Source organism: Rhizobium sp. Root1204 (assembly GCF_001424965.1).
Lineage (GTDB): Bacteria > Pseudomonadota > Alphaproteobacteria > Rhizobiales > Rhizobiaceae > Pararhizobium.
Window position 1 is genome coordinate 146,820 of the sequence record NZ_LMCZ01000040.1, and the last position, 13,428, is coordinate 160,247.

Below are 13,428 nucleotides of genomic sequence, written 5' to 3' on the forward strand. Positions count from 1 at the left end.
GGCTCTCTAGTCCCGGGTCTCGCCGGAAAGCGGTGTCTTCAGCATCGACGGCCGCTGTGCAAACGCATCGAACCAGCGAGTAAGATTGGCGTGTGCCCGAAACGGTGGCAGGTGCCGGAAGGCAAGCCAGTCCAGTGTCGTTGCAACGGCGATATGGCCGATATGCAAAGGCTCGTCACTCTGGATTTCCCGATCCAGCCAACGATAGCTTTCAAAGAGCTTTCGTTCGTAGCCTGCCTGTAGCTCGGGATAGCGCAGATGTTCGGGACGCCGGGCCGTTTCCCAGCGGATGCCGATACCCGCATAGGCCATGTCCTGAGCCAAGGCTTGCAAACGCAGTGCCGCCCATCGACGTTCGGTGTCGGCAGGGAAAAGCGATGGCCCCTCGTGCAATGTATCGAAATAGGCGCAAATGACATCGGAATCGAACAACGGCGATACGCCGTCGCGCAGGAGAACAGGCACTTTTCCGAGCGGATTGCGATTGAAAACCTCGGCGTTGGGGTTTGTCGGGCTGGTTTCGTGATGCTCGACAACCAGTTGATGAGCAATCCCCACTTCATGCGCGAAGACCAGCGTCTTGCGGGCAAAGGGCGAATGAGTCTGATAAAGAAGCTTCATTGACATAATTCCAAAGTATCTGGTCCACTCGGGTAGGTTTAAGGCATCGCCGCGCCGTCCTGCCGCGTTGAGTGACGCAAGATCGCTTTTTATCCGCGTTTCGGGGCTGTACTATGCCTCCATGAACCTCGACCGCTTCGACCGACATTTGCTCAACCTGGTGCAGGAAGATGCCTCTCAGACCGCCGAACAGCTTGCTGCGGTGGTGCCTCTCTCCGTTTCCGCGATCCAGCGGCGGTTGAAGCGGCTGCGCGAAACGGGCATCATCCAGCGCGACATTGCGGTGGTGGACCCCAAACAGGTGGGCAGGCCGACATTCTTCATCGTTGCGCTGGATGTCGAGCGGGAACGGCCGGAGCTTCTTGCCCAGCTGCGCCGCTGGCTGGCGAACGAACCGATGATCCAGCAGGCCTTTTACATCACCGGCGGATCGGACTTCGTGCTGATCGTCACCGCACCTGATGTGGATGCCTATGATACGTTGATGTCACGGCTGATCGCCGAAAACGCCAATGTCCGCCGCTTCACCACCAATGTGGCGCTCGGCGTCATCAAACGCGGCTTGGTCATTCCCGTTGCTCTGGATGATGACTAGTCGCAAAAAACAGTTTTTCAGCGCCTATGCGACTATCTCTGCGGTTTTACCGCATGGCAATGCACCATACTCTGCCCATGACACATTTTCCCCCTCAGGTTCCCGCCGCCGCAACGGCGCTCGCGGACTGCCCGTCCCTCGCCCAACGCGCCGGTGTCGGGCGCGTTCTCGTCAAGATCGAAAGCAGTCGACCCTTTGGCAATTTCAAGATTCTGGGCGGCATGACGGCGGCGCTGCGCGCCTTGGCCCGCGTGACTGGAACGCCGATTGCCCAGTTGCGGAAACGCGGCGATCTGCCCCGCCTGATCTGTGCCAGCGATGGAAACCATGGATTGGCTGTCGCGGCAGCGGCCAAAATCGCTGGCGCGCCTGCAACAATATACCTGCATCACAGCGTTCCACGCTCGCGGGCAGAGCGCATCCTGGCGCTCGGCACGTCGGTTTACTGGGTCGCGGGAACCTATGACAATGCGGTGGATGCCGCCGCTGAGGCGGCCCGCGTCGATGGCGTCCTGGTGCCGGATACCAGTGCCGATGTGAACGACCCGATCGTTCGCGACGTGATGTCCGGCTACGCAACGATGACCAGCGAGATCAATGCTCAACTTGCAGCCATCGGCATGACCGTCTCCCATCAGTTCGTCCAGGCGGGTGTGGGCGGCCTTGCCGCCGCCATGGCGGAAGGGCTGCCGGCGGCCAGGCTTGCCATTGTCGAGCCAGAGCAGGCAGCGTGCGTGGCACCGGCCCTTGCGGCCGGACACGTGGTGCGCATCGCCGGATCGCTGCACACATGCGCCGAGATGCTGGCCTGTGGCGAGGCATCGGCGCCGGCACTGGCGATCCTGCGGCGGCATGATCCCCTGCCGGTGCTTGTCAGCGAAGCTGCACTTTTGCAGGCAGCCACACTTCTGCATGAGGAAGCGGGCATCCAAACCACGCCATCCGGCAGTGCCGGTCTTGCAGGGTTGCTACATGTGGCAAACAAGGAGGGTCTCCGGGAGTTGGCAGGCCTTACCGCCTCCAGCACCGTGCTTCTGGTGGCGACGGAGGCGCATCCCGACGCCATCGTCCTTGACCGTGCCCTCGACCTCGCCGCTGCCCGCAGTCTGGTAGCCCGCCTGCTGCCGGATGAAGGATAACCGGTGCCACGGATGGCATCTCTCGATGTCATCCCGTATCCATAGCAAAGCCGTGTCTATCCCAGCCGCCCGCAAAACACGTCCATCGCCTCCAACAGGATCTCGCCGCCATCGAACTTCGGCGCGAATCCCGGCATCGGCATAACATCGGCAATCACCATGCCCTTCGGGACGCTGACGGTCTGCGGGCCACGGTGCAGGTTGAAGATGAACAGCAGCTTCTCGCCGCCCTTATCCCGCGTGAACGCCAGTATGTCCTGATTGGTGTCGAGGAATGTCAGCGCACCATCGAGCAACGGCACATACGCTTTGCGGAAGGCCAGTGTCTGGCGGTAGTGATCGAGAACGGAACCGGTTTCCTGCTGCTGATCGACGGCAAGCGCAAGATGTTCGGCCGGCACCGGCAGCCATGGCTTGGCGCTGGAGAAACCTGCATGAGCGGCTTTCCTTTCCCAGACCATCGGAGTGCGGCATCCATCGCGCCCCTTGAAGGCCGGCCAAAAGCGGATGCCGTAGGGATCGCGCAGATCCTCAAGCTGCAGTTCCGCTTCCGGCAGGGCCAGTTCCTCGCCCTGATACAGGCAGATCGAGCCGCGTAGCGCCGCGAGCACTGAGATCGCCAGCTTGGCAATCCGCTCGCGCTCATCGGCCGTCTCAGCAAACCGGCTGATATGGCGCGTGACGTCATGATTGGAAAAGGCCCAGCAGACCCAACCATCCGTGACCGCGTCCTGAAACGCCTGAACGCAGCGGCGGATATGCGTGGCGGTAAAATCCGGTCCCAAGAGGTCGAACGTGTAGCACATATGCAGCTTGTCGCCGCCGCCGGTATAGGCAGCCACCGTCTTCAACGATCGCGCACCATCCCCCACCTCACCTACCGAAGCCCGGTCACCGAACTCGTCCAGCAAGGCGCGAAAGCGCTGCAGGAAGTCGATATTTTCCGGCTGCGTCTTGTCATAAAGGTGGTTCTGCATGCCGTAGGGATTGACGTCCGGAGCATCGAGCCCAATCGCATCCGGGTCATAAACCAGCGGCGGATTATCGCGCAGTTCCTTGTCGTGGAAATAGAAGTTGACCGTGTCGAGCCGGAAGCCATCGACACCGCGTTTCAGCCAGAAGCGCACCGTTTCCAACAGCGCTTCCTGCACCTGCGGATTGTGGAAATTGAGGTCCGGCTGCGAGCCGAGGAAATTGTGCATGTAATACTGTTTGCGCACCCCGTCCCATTCCCAGCCGGGTCCGCCAAAGATCGACATCCAGTTGTTTGGCGCGGTGCCATCCGGCTTCGGATCGGCCCAGACATACCAATCGGCTTTCGGATTGGTGCGGTCCGAGCGGCTTTCCTTGAACCAGGGGTGCTGGTCGGACGTGTGCGAAATCACCTGATCAATGATGACCCGGAGGCCAAGCCGGTGCGCCGTCGCCAACAAGGCGTCGAAATCGGCGAGCGTTCCAAACATCGGATCGACATCGCAATAATCCGAAACGTCATAGCCCATATCGGCCATTGGCGAGGTGAAGAACGGCGACAGCCAGATGGCATCGACACCGAGGCTGGCAATATGCGGCAGCCGCTGCGTCACCCCTTTGAGATCGCCCAGGCCATCCCCTGTCGTATCCTGGAAAGAGCGTGGATAGACCTGATAGATCACCGCGCCGCGCCACCAGTCGGGATTGGACGTCAAGGGAGATGCCATCAAAAAGCTCCGCGATCACAAGGATATGTTGAAAGATGTATCGTTGCCGCAGGAGCGAGTAAACGGCCTTCCCGGCCGTTTGTGGCGATTGCGGTGGGCCGAGGCAAAAATGATCATACAGGGCATGAAGCACCGCAAGATTTTCCGGACCTTATATCAACTCGCAACCAGCGGCATCCGCTTGCCTTCCCCGCCGGTAAGCCGTATCTCGGCTCTCGCAAAGCATGAAGAACGGGGAGAAGTTCATGACAGGCAGGCTGCTTTCGATCGGCGAATGCATGGTGGAACTGATGCAGGCAGAGGGTGATCTGCTGCGCAAGGGCTATGCCGGCGACACGTTCAACACTGCCTATTATGCCCGGCTGTTCCTTCCACACGACTGGTCGGTCGATTACCTGACCGCCGTCGGCACCGATACGGTTTCCGATGAGATGCTGGCCTTCATCGAGAAGACCGGGGTCGGCACTAGCGCCATCCGCCGCGTTGAAGGCCGTTCTCCCGGGCTCTACATGATCCATTTGAAAGATGGCGAGCGCAGCTTTTCCTACTGGCGCTCGGTCTCGGCCGCCAAGACCTTGGCCGACGACGCCACCCATCTGCGCGCCGCCATCGAAGCCTCCGATATCATCGTCTTTTCCGGTATCACCCTTGCCATTCTCGCCCCTTCAGCCGTCGAAACGCTGCTGTCCGAACTGCGCCGCGCCAAGGCTGCGGGCAAACTTGTCATCTTCGACCCCAATATCAGGCCGCGCCTGTGGGACGACAAGACCTATATGCGCGAAACGGTCTCGGCCGGCGCCCGCGCCTCCAGCCTCGTCATGCCGAGCTTTGACGACGAACAGGCGCATTTCGGCGATGCCGACATTGCGGCAACCATCGCCCGCTATCGCGGCCTTGGCGTCGATAATATCGTGGTGAAGGATGGACCAAAGGGCGTGACGCTGAGTTTTGGTGATACGCCGCTCCAGTTCGTCCCCTCCGCCAATGTCGAAAAGATCGTCGACACGACCAGCGCCGGCGACAGTTTCAACGGCGCCTTCCTTGCCCGCTATGCCGTCGATGGTGACGCCAGCGTTGCGGCGCGGTTTGCGGCAGAAGCAGCAGCGACGGTCATTCAGCATCACGGAGCCCTTGTTTCCAGAGACAAGTTCGAAGCGAGCCTGTAGGCTCATCGTTGCAATTCCGGGCTTCCGGCATTACCTTTGGTCAACCTTAGCCAAGGGGAGATGCGATGACGATCGTCAATATGCTGGAAGCCAAGACGCGCCTTTCCCAACTTGTCAGCGCCGTTGAAAGCGGCGCCGAAGACGAGATCATCATTGCGCGCGACGGCAAACCGGCAGCGAGACTGGTTCCGCTAGCCGCCAATGAAAAGCCGCCAAGACGGCTTGGTCTTCTTCAAGGGCAATTTCCGGACATGTCTCTCGAGGACTTCAATGCGCTGGATGACGAGATTGCCGAACTCTTCGGCGTCAAGCCGGAATGAGGCTGCTGCTCGATACCCATGTGGCCATATGGAGTCTGACGGCGATACACCGCCTACCGTCAGACATACGCCAAATTCTCTCAAACCGGAGCAACGATGTTTTCGTCTCCGCAGCCAGTATATGGGAAATCGCGCTGAAATTCCGGCTCGGACGCAAGGACAGTCCTCCCTTCGATGGGGAGGAAGCAATCCGGCATTTCACCAATGTCGGATATGATTTCTTGAACCTCACCGTTGCCCACGCCGCAGCACTGGGAAATCTGGACACCACTCACCCTGATCCATTCAATCGCCTGCTGATCGCGCAGGCGATCACCGAGCCGCTGATCCTCGTCACCCGCGACAGCAAGATTGCGGCCTATAGCCCGACCTTCATCACGTGGTAGGGCAATGCCCAGTCCCGGAGTCTACCGCTTCTTCCTGTTCTCAAACGGATTTTCCGACGCGCGCAAGTGAATGCGGATCGGTACGCCCGGCATTTCGAAATCGGCGCGCAGGCCGTTTGTCAGATAGCGGATATAGCTTTCCGGCACAGCATCCGGCCGTGTGCAGGAGATCATGAAGCCCGGCGGGCGGGCCTTGACCTGGGTCATGTATTTCAGCTTCAGGCGGCGGCCCGAAACGGCCGGTGGCGGGTGCTGGATCTGCTGCGATTCCAGCCACTTGTTGAGCCGCGCAGTCGAAATACGGCGGTTCCAGACCTTGTCGGTGTCGATGATCGACTGCATCAGCTTGTCGAGACCGTAGCCGGTCTGGCCGGAGATCGGCACGGCGCGGATGCCACGGACCTGCGGTAGCAGCCGCTCGGTCTTTTCGCGCAGATCGGCCAGCAGCGCCTGGGTATCCTCAACCAGATCCCACTTGTTAAAAGCAAGGATCGCGGCGCGGCCTTCGCGGGCAACAAGATCGACCAGTTGCAGGTCCTGCTTTTCAAACGGAATGGTCGCGTCAAAAACGATCACGACCGATTCGGCAAAGCGGATGGAGCGCAGGCTGTCGGCGACGGAGAGCTTTTCCAGCTTCTCCTGCACCCGCGCCTTCTTGCGCATGCCGGCGGTGTCGAACATCTTGATGGTGCGGCCGCGCCAGTCCCATTCGACGGAAATGCTGTCGCGGGTGATGCCGGCCTCGGGACCGGTCAAAAGGCGGTCTTCGCCAAGGAAGCGATTGATCAGCGTCGACTTGCCGGCGTTCGGGCGGCCAATGATCGCCACACGCAGCGGCTTGGTCTCGTCGTATTCCGGCTCAAAATCTTCGTCGTTCAGGTCTTCGTCGCCGCGCAGGTCGACATTGGTCTCCGGCTCGTCGATCTCAGGCGGAAAGGCGCGGTCTTCGCCAAGCGCTGCGACGATGGCGTCACGCAGGTCGATCATGCCCTGGCCATGTTCGGCCGAAATGGCGACGGGTTCGCCAAGTCCCAGCGTAAAGGCATCGTAATAGCCGCCGTCGGAGCCCTTGGCTTCCGACTTGTTGGCAACCAGCACGACCGGCTTGCCGCGGCGGCGCAGCATCTTGCCGAGTGTCTCGTCGGCCGGCGTCAGGCCGTATTTCGCGTCGACAACGAACAGCGTCAGGTCGGCTTCTTCAATGGCCGCTTCCGTCTGCAGCCACATACGGCCCTGCAGGGTTTCCGGCCCGGATTGCTCGAGGCCGGCGGTATCGATGATGGTGAAGCGCAAGTCGACAAGCTTGGCATCGCCCGGACGGCGGTCGCGGGTAACGCCCGGCGTATCGTCAACGAGCGCCAGCTTCTTGCCAACCAGACGGTTGAAAAGCGTCGACTTTCCGACATTGGGGCGCCCAACGATGGCGACGGTGAAGTTCATCGAATAATCCTGTCTTCAGAGCACCCGCAAACGGTCACGCTCCAATGTTGTTTTCTCGGGCGCCCGTTCAGGCAGCCTTTCCGCTGGCGGTAATCAGGTCAAGCAGCATCTGGGCGCGGTTTGCCAGATTGCGCGGTGTCTCGGCATCATCGACGATCTGCTGGAACCAGGTCTTGGCCTTGGGCATATCGCCAGCCTTGTAGGCTGCAAGACCGAGCACTTCACGGGCCGAATGACGCATGCCATTACCAGGAACGGCAAGCTGTTCAGCTTCTGCCGAAACCTGTTCATAGGTGCCGGTATCGACCAGCAGATAGGCGGCACGCAGGCGGGAAGCATCGCGCATTGCCTGCGGCAGGCTGGCATCCTTGGAGATGTCGGAGAAGACCTTGACGGCGCCTGCCGTATCGCCCTTCTGCGCCTGCAAGGTTGCTGCCCGCATTTTCGCCAGAACCGGATAGGCGCCGTAGCCATCCTTTTCGAGCGTGGCGAGGGCGGCCAGCGCTTCATCCGTCTTGTTTTCCCGCGACAACGTCAAGGCTGCCAGGAATTCGTCGCCCGATTGCGAGGCCGATGTCTCGTGCCAATACTCGTAACCGACCTTGCCGATCGTGCCGACAACAATGAGAATTGCGATCCCGATGATGACGCTGCCAAACCGCGTCCAGACGGCTTTCACCTGTTCAGAGCGCAATTCTTCGTTGACTTCGCGGATAAAGCTGTCGTCCTGGTTCGCCATTCCTAAGTTCCGGTTTCCCGGCCTTCCCTGCAAAGATGGATGTAAAGATTTCCGCGCTTCTACCGTATTTTGAGGCCGTTGTAAGGGGGCAGCGCGATTTAGCCCCGATTAGCGCCATTTACCCCATTACAATCGGCGCAACGCCGATCAGCAGTTCGTGCAACTTCCAGATAAACAACACGTAGACAACAAGGGCGATAAGCGCGGCGATGGCATCGTATTTATAAGACACGAACACCGGATGCTTGATCTCGCCTGCACGCCAGCGGCGCTTCATCGAGATGCGCAAGATCACGCCCCAGATAAGGAACGTGCCGAACAGCAGCACCGAGTTGACCTCGCCATTGGCCATCAGATGCGCCAGTGCCCAGATCTTGATGGCCAGGATCGCCGGGTGTTTGGTGGCAGCCTTGATTTTTCCGGCAGGCAGGAACGCAGCTGCCAGACAGACGAAGGAGATCAGCATCAGCGTCAGGGCGATATGGGTGAGAAACTTCGGCGGCGTGTAGAGCATGCCGGTCGTTGCCCGCGACAGATCGAAACCATAGGCGATCAGACAAAGCCCCAGAAGAGCACAGAAACCATGAATGGCATGCCAAAGCCCGGTGCCGCCCTGCTCGACGACCGCAGCGCGAAGACCGGGCGCAAAGCTCTTCACCAGATGGATGCCGAGGAAGATGACGATACCGAGAATGAGAAAGGCCATGAAGGATACCCGCAACTGTTATGAATTCAGAACTATCGCATAGCGGTAATGCGGCTTGTTTTCCAGTCCGATCAAAGGATTGCCGCATTCTTGGCTCAGGGAACGCAATCCCGCATTCGCCGCCCAAGGTTCCCGCATGCCCAGAATTTCCGCAGCCCCCTGTCTTGCTTTCGCAATGGCACTCGCCCCTGCCGCTGCCCACGCCGTCGAGCCTCCAGCACCGGCGGAACGCAAGCAACTCGTCATCATCTCGTTCGATGGCGCGCACGACAACAAACTATGGGAAAAAAGCCTGGATATGGGCAAGCGCACCGGCGCGCAGTTCACGTATTTTCTCTCCTGCACCTTCCTCATGACCCGAGCCGAAGGCGGCAAGAGCTATCAGGCGCCGGGCCACAAGGCCGCACGCTCCAATGTCGGCTTTGCCCAGAGCCGCGAAGAGATTCAGTCCCGCGTCCGCCATATCTGGGCAGCCCACGAGGCCGGCCATGATATCGGCAGTCATGCGTGTGGCCATTTCGACGGCAAAGGCTGGAGTACTGCGGACTGGAAACAGGAATTCTCTGCGTTCAATATGGCACTGGCCGGCGCCTGGAAGGCCGCCGGCATTCCAGGTGAGGAGCCACAGGGCTGGGCCGATTTCGCCGCCCACGATATCAAAGGTTTTCGCGCACCCTATCTGTCGCTCAGCGATGGCCTGCTCCCCGCCTTGAAGCAGGACGGCTTTACCTATGATGCCAGCCTCGTCACCAAGGGACCGGGCTGGCCGTCGGATGCTGATGGATTGCCACGCTTCGGCCTGCCACTCATTCCCGAAGGCCCGCAGCAGCGCCGGGTGATCGGCATGGACTACAATCTGTTCGTTCGCCACTCCATGGGCATCGAAAACAAGAAGGACAGCGCCGTCTTCGAAGAGCGCACGCTCGATGCCTACCGCAAGGCCTTCCAGAAAGAATATGACGGCAGCCGCATTCCGCTACAACTCGGTTTCCATTTCGTCGAGATGAATGGCGGCGCCTATTGGCGCGCGCTCGACCGGTTTCTCACCGAAACCTGCGGCAAGCCCGACGTCGCCTGCGTGAGTTATGCGGAGGCTTTGCCGATGATCGCCAAACAGAAAAAGGCGGATCGCTCCGCCTTTTAAAAAGTATCCCAAGCCTGACGAAACTCAGGGGCGGTTGGCTGCCAGCTCGCCGTCCGTATCTTCGCGCCGGAGAAAACGTTGGTCGATATCCGGCAGTGGCTCGTCGTAGATCGTGGCCTCAAAAGCCTTCAGACGTTTGTAAATGGACATCAGCTCGACAATTGTCGTCCAGGAATTGATTAGATACTGGAATGATGACCGCACCTGATCAAAAACATTGCTGACCTGCGTGAAGATGCCCAACGTTACCTTCCCGGCGGCGACCGATGGGATCAGCACCAGCAGGCTGTAGAGGTCATCCGCGCGGAGATAGAAAAAGCGGGCAATATTGAAATAGAGATAGTGGAAATAGAGCCGGAAGTAGTTCTTCCGAACGTTGGCGAAGAGTTCCGCCACCGTCGCCGGCTGGGCTCTATCCTCATGGTCTTCACCATAAACAAGTTCCTTGCGATAAGCTGCTTCGACGCGCTGGTTGCGGAATTCCAGACCGGGCAGTTTGATGCCGACAACGGCCAGGAAAAAGGTCCCGAACAGTGCCCATAGGATCGCCGCCCAAACCAGCGCATGCGGGACTTGCCCAATAATCGGCAGCTCGTTGATTTTGTCTGAAAAAGTGAAAAGCACCGGCATGAAGGCAATCAGCGTCATGATCGCCCTGACGAAACCGACGCCGAGGCCCTCGACCGTACCGGAAAAACGCATCGTGTCTTCCTGCACACGCTGCGAAGCACCTTCGATGTGGCGAAGCTTCGACCAGTTCGCCATGTAGAATTCGTTCATCGCAGTGCGCCACCGAAAAATGTAGTGGCTAACGAAAAACAGGTTCAGCACGCTGACCGTTATGGATACGAAAGCAATACCCGTGATCCCGAGAAGCCCAGTATAGAGTTGCTCCACCGTTACCGGTGCCGTCCTTGCCATAGCCTGCTGCAGGAGGTCGTAGTAGGGACCGTACCACGCATTGAAGGCGACACTAACCTGCACCGAGAAATAGGTGACGAACACAATCAAAGAGCTTCCCAGCACCGACCAGTATTGCCAGCGGTGGGGAGCGTACCAGAACCAGAAGGCAGCAAAGACCGCGGTTGCCAGGGCGTAATAAATGTAAAACCACAGAAACGCCCCCGACCAGAAAAGCGAAATGTCCACGCCGGCATTGGGATCACGCGCCGTAAAACCGAGCGTGGGGCCGAGCGCCCCCCCGCCCGCATACCAGGATCCGATGACGAGGATGGCCCACAAGAAAGCCGAGATAAAAAATGGTTTCGGCCGGGGAAAGAAGGAATGGAACAAGGCGGCACTCACGTTTTCTGCGGGCGCGAACACCCTGCTTCGATGTGGCGAACCTAGGGCAAAAGCCCTCACCTGCCAATCACGTCAAGCTAATGTTACCGTTATTTAATCGCGAGACTGTTCAGGCCGTCATGGCAGCAACCATCCGGCGGAACTCCATTGCGATCAGGCCAGCGCAGAACAGGAGCACGGCTGCCGCAACCAGCGTCGGCGCATTGAAATTCCCATTGCCTTCGGCCAGCCAACCGGCAACGAGAGGTCCGATGATCTGACCGACGCCAAATGCGGCCGTCATGAAGGCAAGCGCCTTGCGCGGGCTTTCCGGTGCCAGCGCCCGGCCGATCTGCAGGCCGTAAGCCGTCACCATGATGAAGGTCAGCCCGAGCATCAGGCCGCCGATAAGCGGCGCATAGGGCGATGGCAGGGTGACGACGAGGATAAGACCGATAGCCTCGACAACAAGGCCAGCCAGATAGACACCGGTGATCCCAAGCCGTGGCACAGCACGGCGCCACAGATGTACCGAGATCGCCGCACTGAGGCCGGTGATCAGCCAGGCGAGGAACTCGACCGTATGATCGCTTGCCCCTTGCCGCGCCATCGCAACCAGAAAGGTTGCGGTGATGATGTAACCAAAGCCGAACAGGCCATAAGTCAGCGTGACGATCACGAGCGGCCGTGTCCACACCAGCGGCTTTTCCCGCTCGGCACTTTTACCGGAAGCAGGGCCAGACGGCAGGAGGAAAGCCACCGCGATCGTGCCGAGACACGCGATTGCAGCGCCACCGAACCACGCTGCCTGCCAGCCGGCAAAAGTCCCGAAGCCGCCGGAGGGCAACACAAAGACCATCAGCGACGACACCGCGATGCCGATGCCCACACCGCCGAAATGGATGGATTGCACATGCGGATTACCGGCCGCCAATCCCCGGCTGAGCACAATCGCCGAAGTGAAGATCATCGTGAACGCGCTGGCGACACCGGCAAGAAACCGGATGACCGAAAACAGCAGCAGTGACGACGTCAGCCCCATGGCAAGCAACAGAACCGTGGTTGCAACAAGCGCCGACAGACTGACCGCCCGCTCGCGCCCGGCCGCCCAGCCGTAACCAGCAGCGACCGCGCCAACGAGATAACCGATGAAATTAGCCGACGCGATCAACCCGGCATCGGCCGGGCTCAAATCAAGGCCGCTCATCATGCCGGGCAGGATCGGCGTATAGGAAAACCGCCCAAACCCCATCGCGACCGCCATGGCGATGGCGCCGGCAAGGGCAGTCGGGACGAGGTTCTGGTGTGATGGCAGATTGGGCTTGGTCATGCCCTACCTATTGCAATGCAGCATGACGATGACAAACGACAAAATCTGATGATGCCGTTCAGCCGCGCGAATGGAACAACCGTCAGCCCGGCAATGTAACGACCAGCGGACCGTTGCGAGTGACGATCACCGTGTGCTCGTACTGCACGGTCAGCGCCCGCGGTTCGCTGTAGAGCGTCCATTCATCGTCGCCACCCTCCGCCCATTGCGCCCCAAGCGACAGAAACGGCTCGACGGTGAAAACCATGCCGTCGGTCATCCGCCGCTTCTCGTGCTTGTCGGGCCAAGTGGAGATTTCGGTCGGCTCTTCGTGCAGCGAACGGCCGACGCCGTGGCTCGCCAGGTTGGTGATCAGCGTGTAGCGGTTCTTCTTGGCGAAGGCGCCGATGGCATTGCCGATCGCGGCCAGCGGCTTTCCCGCCTTTACTTCGTTCAGCCCCACCCACATGGCGCGTTTGCCGTCACGGCAAAGACGCTCAACCTGCGGCTTGACCGGCGGCACGGCAAAGGACGCGCCGGTATCGGCAAACCACCCGTTCTTTTCAGCGGAAACGTCGATATTGACAAGGTCGCCTGCCTGAATGATACGGCTGCCCGGAATGCCATGGGCAACTTCCTCGTTGACGCTGATACAGGTTGCGCCCGGAAAATTGTAAGTCAATTCCGGAGCGGAGCGCGCGCCAGATTCCTCCAGGAGTTTGCGGCCGATCGTATCCAATTCCGCCGTCGTCATGCCCGGCTCAAGCGCTGCCGCCATGATCTGGATCGTATTGGCGCAGATACGACCGATTTCCTTCAGCCGCTCCAGGTCTTCGTCGTTGTTGAGTGTCATCGTCTCTCGCTTTCGGCTGTTTATGT

Annotated in this window: 14 protein-coding genes; 6 read left to right on the plus strand and 8 right to left on the minus strand. The window is 59.7% G+C overall.

The window, feature by feature from the left end:
- Positions 1 to 6 precede the first annotated feature (6 nt).
- Positions 7 to 621 carry a glutathione S-transferase family protein gene (locus ASC96_RS25075; protein WP_060505795.1) on the minus strand — a complete coding sequence of 205 codons (615 nt, stop codon included), beginning with the start codon at positions 619 to 621 and terminating at the stop codon, positions 7 to 9.
- Positions 622 to 742: 121 nt separating this feature from the next.
- On the opposite strand from ASC96_RS25075, the gene ASC96_RS25080 reads away from it, so the two are divergent.
- Together ASC96_RS25080 and ASC96_RS25085 are read left to right on the plus strand one after the other, a co-directional pair.
- On the plus strand, positions 743 to 1,216 hold the full coding sequence (locus tag ASC96_RS25080; protein WP_060505796.1) for an Lrp/AsnC family transcriptional regulator: 474 nt from the start codon (positions 743 to 745) through the stop codon (positions 1,214 to 1,216).
- A 77-nt stretch (positions 1,217 to 1,293) separates the two neighbouring features.
- A complete protein-coding gene (locus tag ASC96_RS25085; protein WP_060505797.1) occupies positions 1,294 to 2,355 on the plus strand; it encodes a pyridoxal-phosphate dependent enzyme in 1,062 nt (353 codons plus the stop codon).
- A gap of 56 nt (positions 2,356 to 2,411) precedes the next feature.
- Here the strand turns inward: ASC96_RS25085 and ASC96_RS25090 are convergent, their stop codons facing one another.
- Entirely contained in the window at positions 2,412 to 4,055 is a 1,644-nt protein-coding gene (locus tag ASC96_RS25090; protein WP_037098837.1) for an alpha-glucosidase, read from the minus strand.
- A gap of 245 nt (positions 4,056 to 4,300) precedes the next feature.
- Between ASC96_RS25090 and ASC96_RS25095 the strand changes: the two genes are divergently transcribed.
- From ASC96_RS25095 to ASC96_RS25105, 3 genes are all read left to right on the plus strand, one after another.
- Positions 4,301 to 5,221: a sugar kinase gene (locus ASC96_RS25095; protein WP_037098840.1), complete on the plus strand. Its 921-nt coding sequence runs from the start codon at positions 4,301 to 4,303 to the stop codon at positions 5,219 to 5,221.
- 65 nt (positions 5,222 to 5,286) lie between these two features.
- On the plus strand, positions 5,287 to 5,541 hold the full coding sequence (locus ASC96_RS25100; RefSeq protein ID WP_037098842.1) for a type II toxin-antitoxin system prevent-host-death family antitoxin: 255 nt from the start codon (positions 5,287 to 5,289) through the stop codon (positions 5,539 to 5,541).
- The gene (locus ASC96_RS25105) at positions 5,538 to 5,927 is read left to right on the plus strand and encodes a type II toxin-antitoxin system VapC family toxin (protein WP_037098844.1); all 390 of its coding nucleotides are present in this window, start codon (positions 5,538 to 5,540) and stop codon (positions 5,925 to 5,927) included. The genes ASC96_RS25100 and ASC96_RS25105 overlap by 4 nt, the downstream gene beginning before the upstream one ends.
- Positions 5,928 to 5,948: 21 nt before the next feature.
- On the opposite strand, the gene der is transcribed toward ASC96_RS25105, so the two are convergent.
- From der to ASC96_RS25120, 3 genes are all read right to left on the minus strand, one after another.
- The gene (gene der / locus ASC96_RS25110; RefSeq protein ID WP_037098845.1) at positions 5,949 to 7,367 is read right to left on the minus strand and encodes a ribosome biogenesis GTPase Der; all 1,419 of its coding nucleotides are present in this window, start codon (positions 7,365 to 7,367) and stop codon (positions 5,949 to 5,951) included.
- A gap of 67 nt (positions 7,368 to 7,434) precedes the next feature.
- A complete protein-coding gene (locus ASC96_RS25115) occupies positions 7,435 to 8,106 on the minus strand; it encodes a tetratricopeptide repeat protein (RefSeq protein ID WP_060505798.1) in 672 nt (223 codons plus the stop codon).
- Between the two features lie 118 nt (positions 8,107 to 8,224).
- Positions 8,225 to 8,812, minus strand: coding sequence for an NnrU family protein (locus ASC96_RS25120; protein ID WP_037098849.1), 588 nt, complete (start codon positions 8,810 to 8,812; stop codon positions 8,225 to 8,227).
- Positions 8,813 to 8,948: 136 nt separating this feature from the next.
- Here ASC96_RS25120 and ASC96_RS25125 point away from each other — a divergent pair, with 136 nt between their 5' ends.
- Positions 8,949 to 9,956 (plus strand): hypothetical protein, encoded by a 1,008-nt coding sequence (locus ASC96_RS25125; RefSeq protein WP_060505799.1) that lies wholly within the window; start codon positions 8,949 to 8,951, stop codon positions 9,954 to 9,956.
- Between the two features lie 24 nt (positions 9,957 to 9,980).
- Here ASC96_RS25125 and sbmA read toward each other — a convergent pair whose 3' ends face one another.
- The 3 genes from sbmA to map all read right to left on the minus strand — a co-directional run bounded on the left by sbmA (position 9,981) and on the right by map (position 13,402).
- Entirely contained in the window at positions 9,981 to 11,249 is a 1,269-nt protein-coding gene (gene sbmA / locus ASC96_RS25130; RefSeq protein ID WP_060506062.1) for a peptide antibiotic transporter SbmA, read from the minus strand.
- Positions 11,250 to 11,370: 121 nt separating this feature from the next.
- Positions 11,371 to 12,570 carry an MFS transporter gene (locus ASC96_RS25135; RefSeq protein WP_082512261.1) on the minus strand — a complete coding sequence of 400 codons (1,200 nt, stop codon included), beginning with the start codon at positions 12,568 to 12,570 and terminating at the stop codon, positions 11,371 to 11,373.
- An 82-nt stretch (positions 12,571 to 12,652) separates the two neighbouring features.
- Positions 12,653 to 13,402: a type I methionyl aminopeptidase gene (gene map / locus ASC96_RS25140; protein ID WP_060505800.1), complete on the minus strand. Its 750-nt coding sequence runs from the start codon at positions 13,400 to 13,402 to the stop codon at positions 12,653 to 12,655.
- Between the last annotated feature and the right edge of the window lie 26 nt (positions 13,403 to 13,428).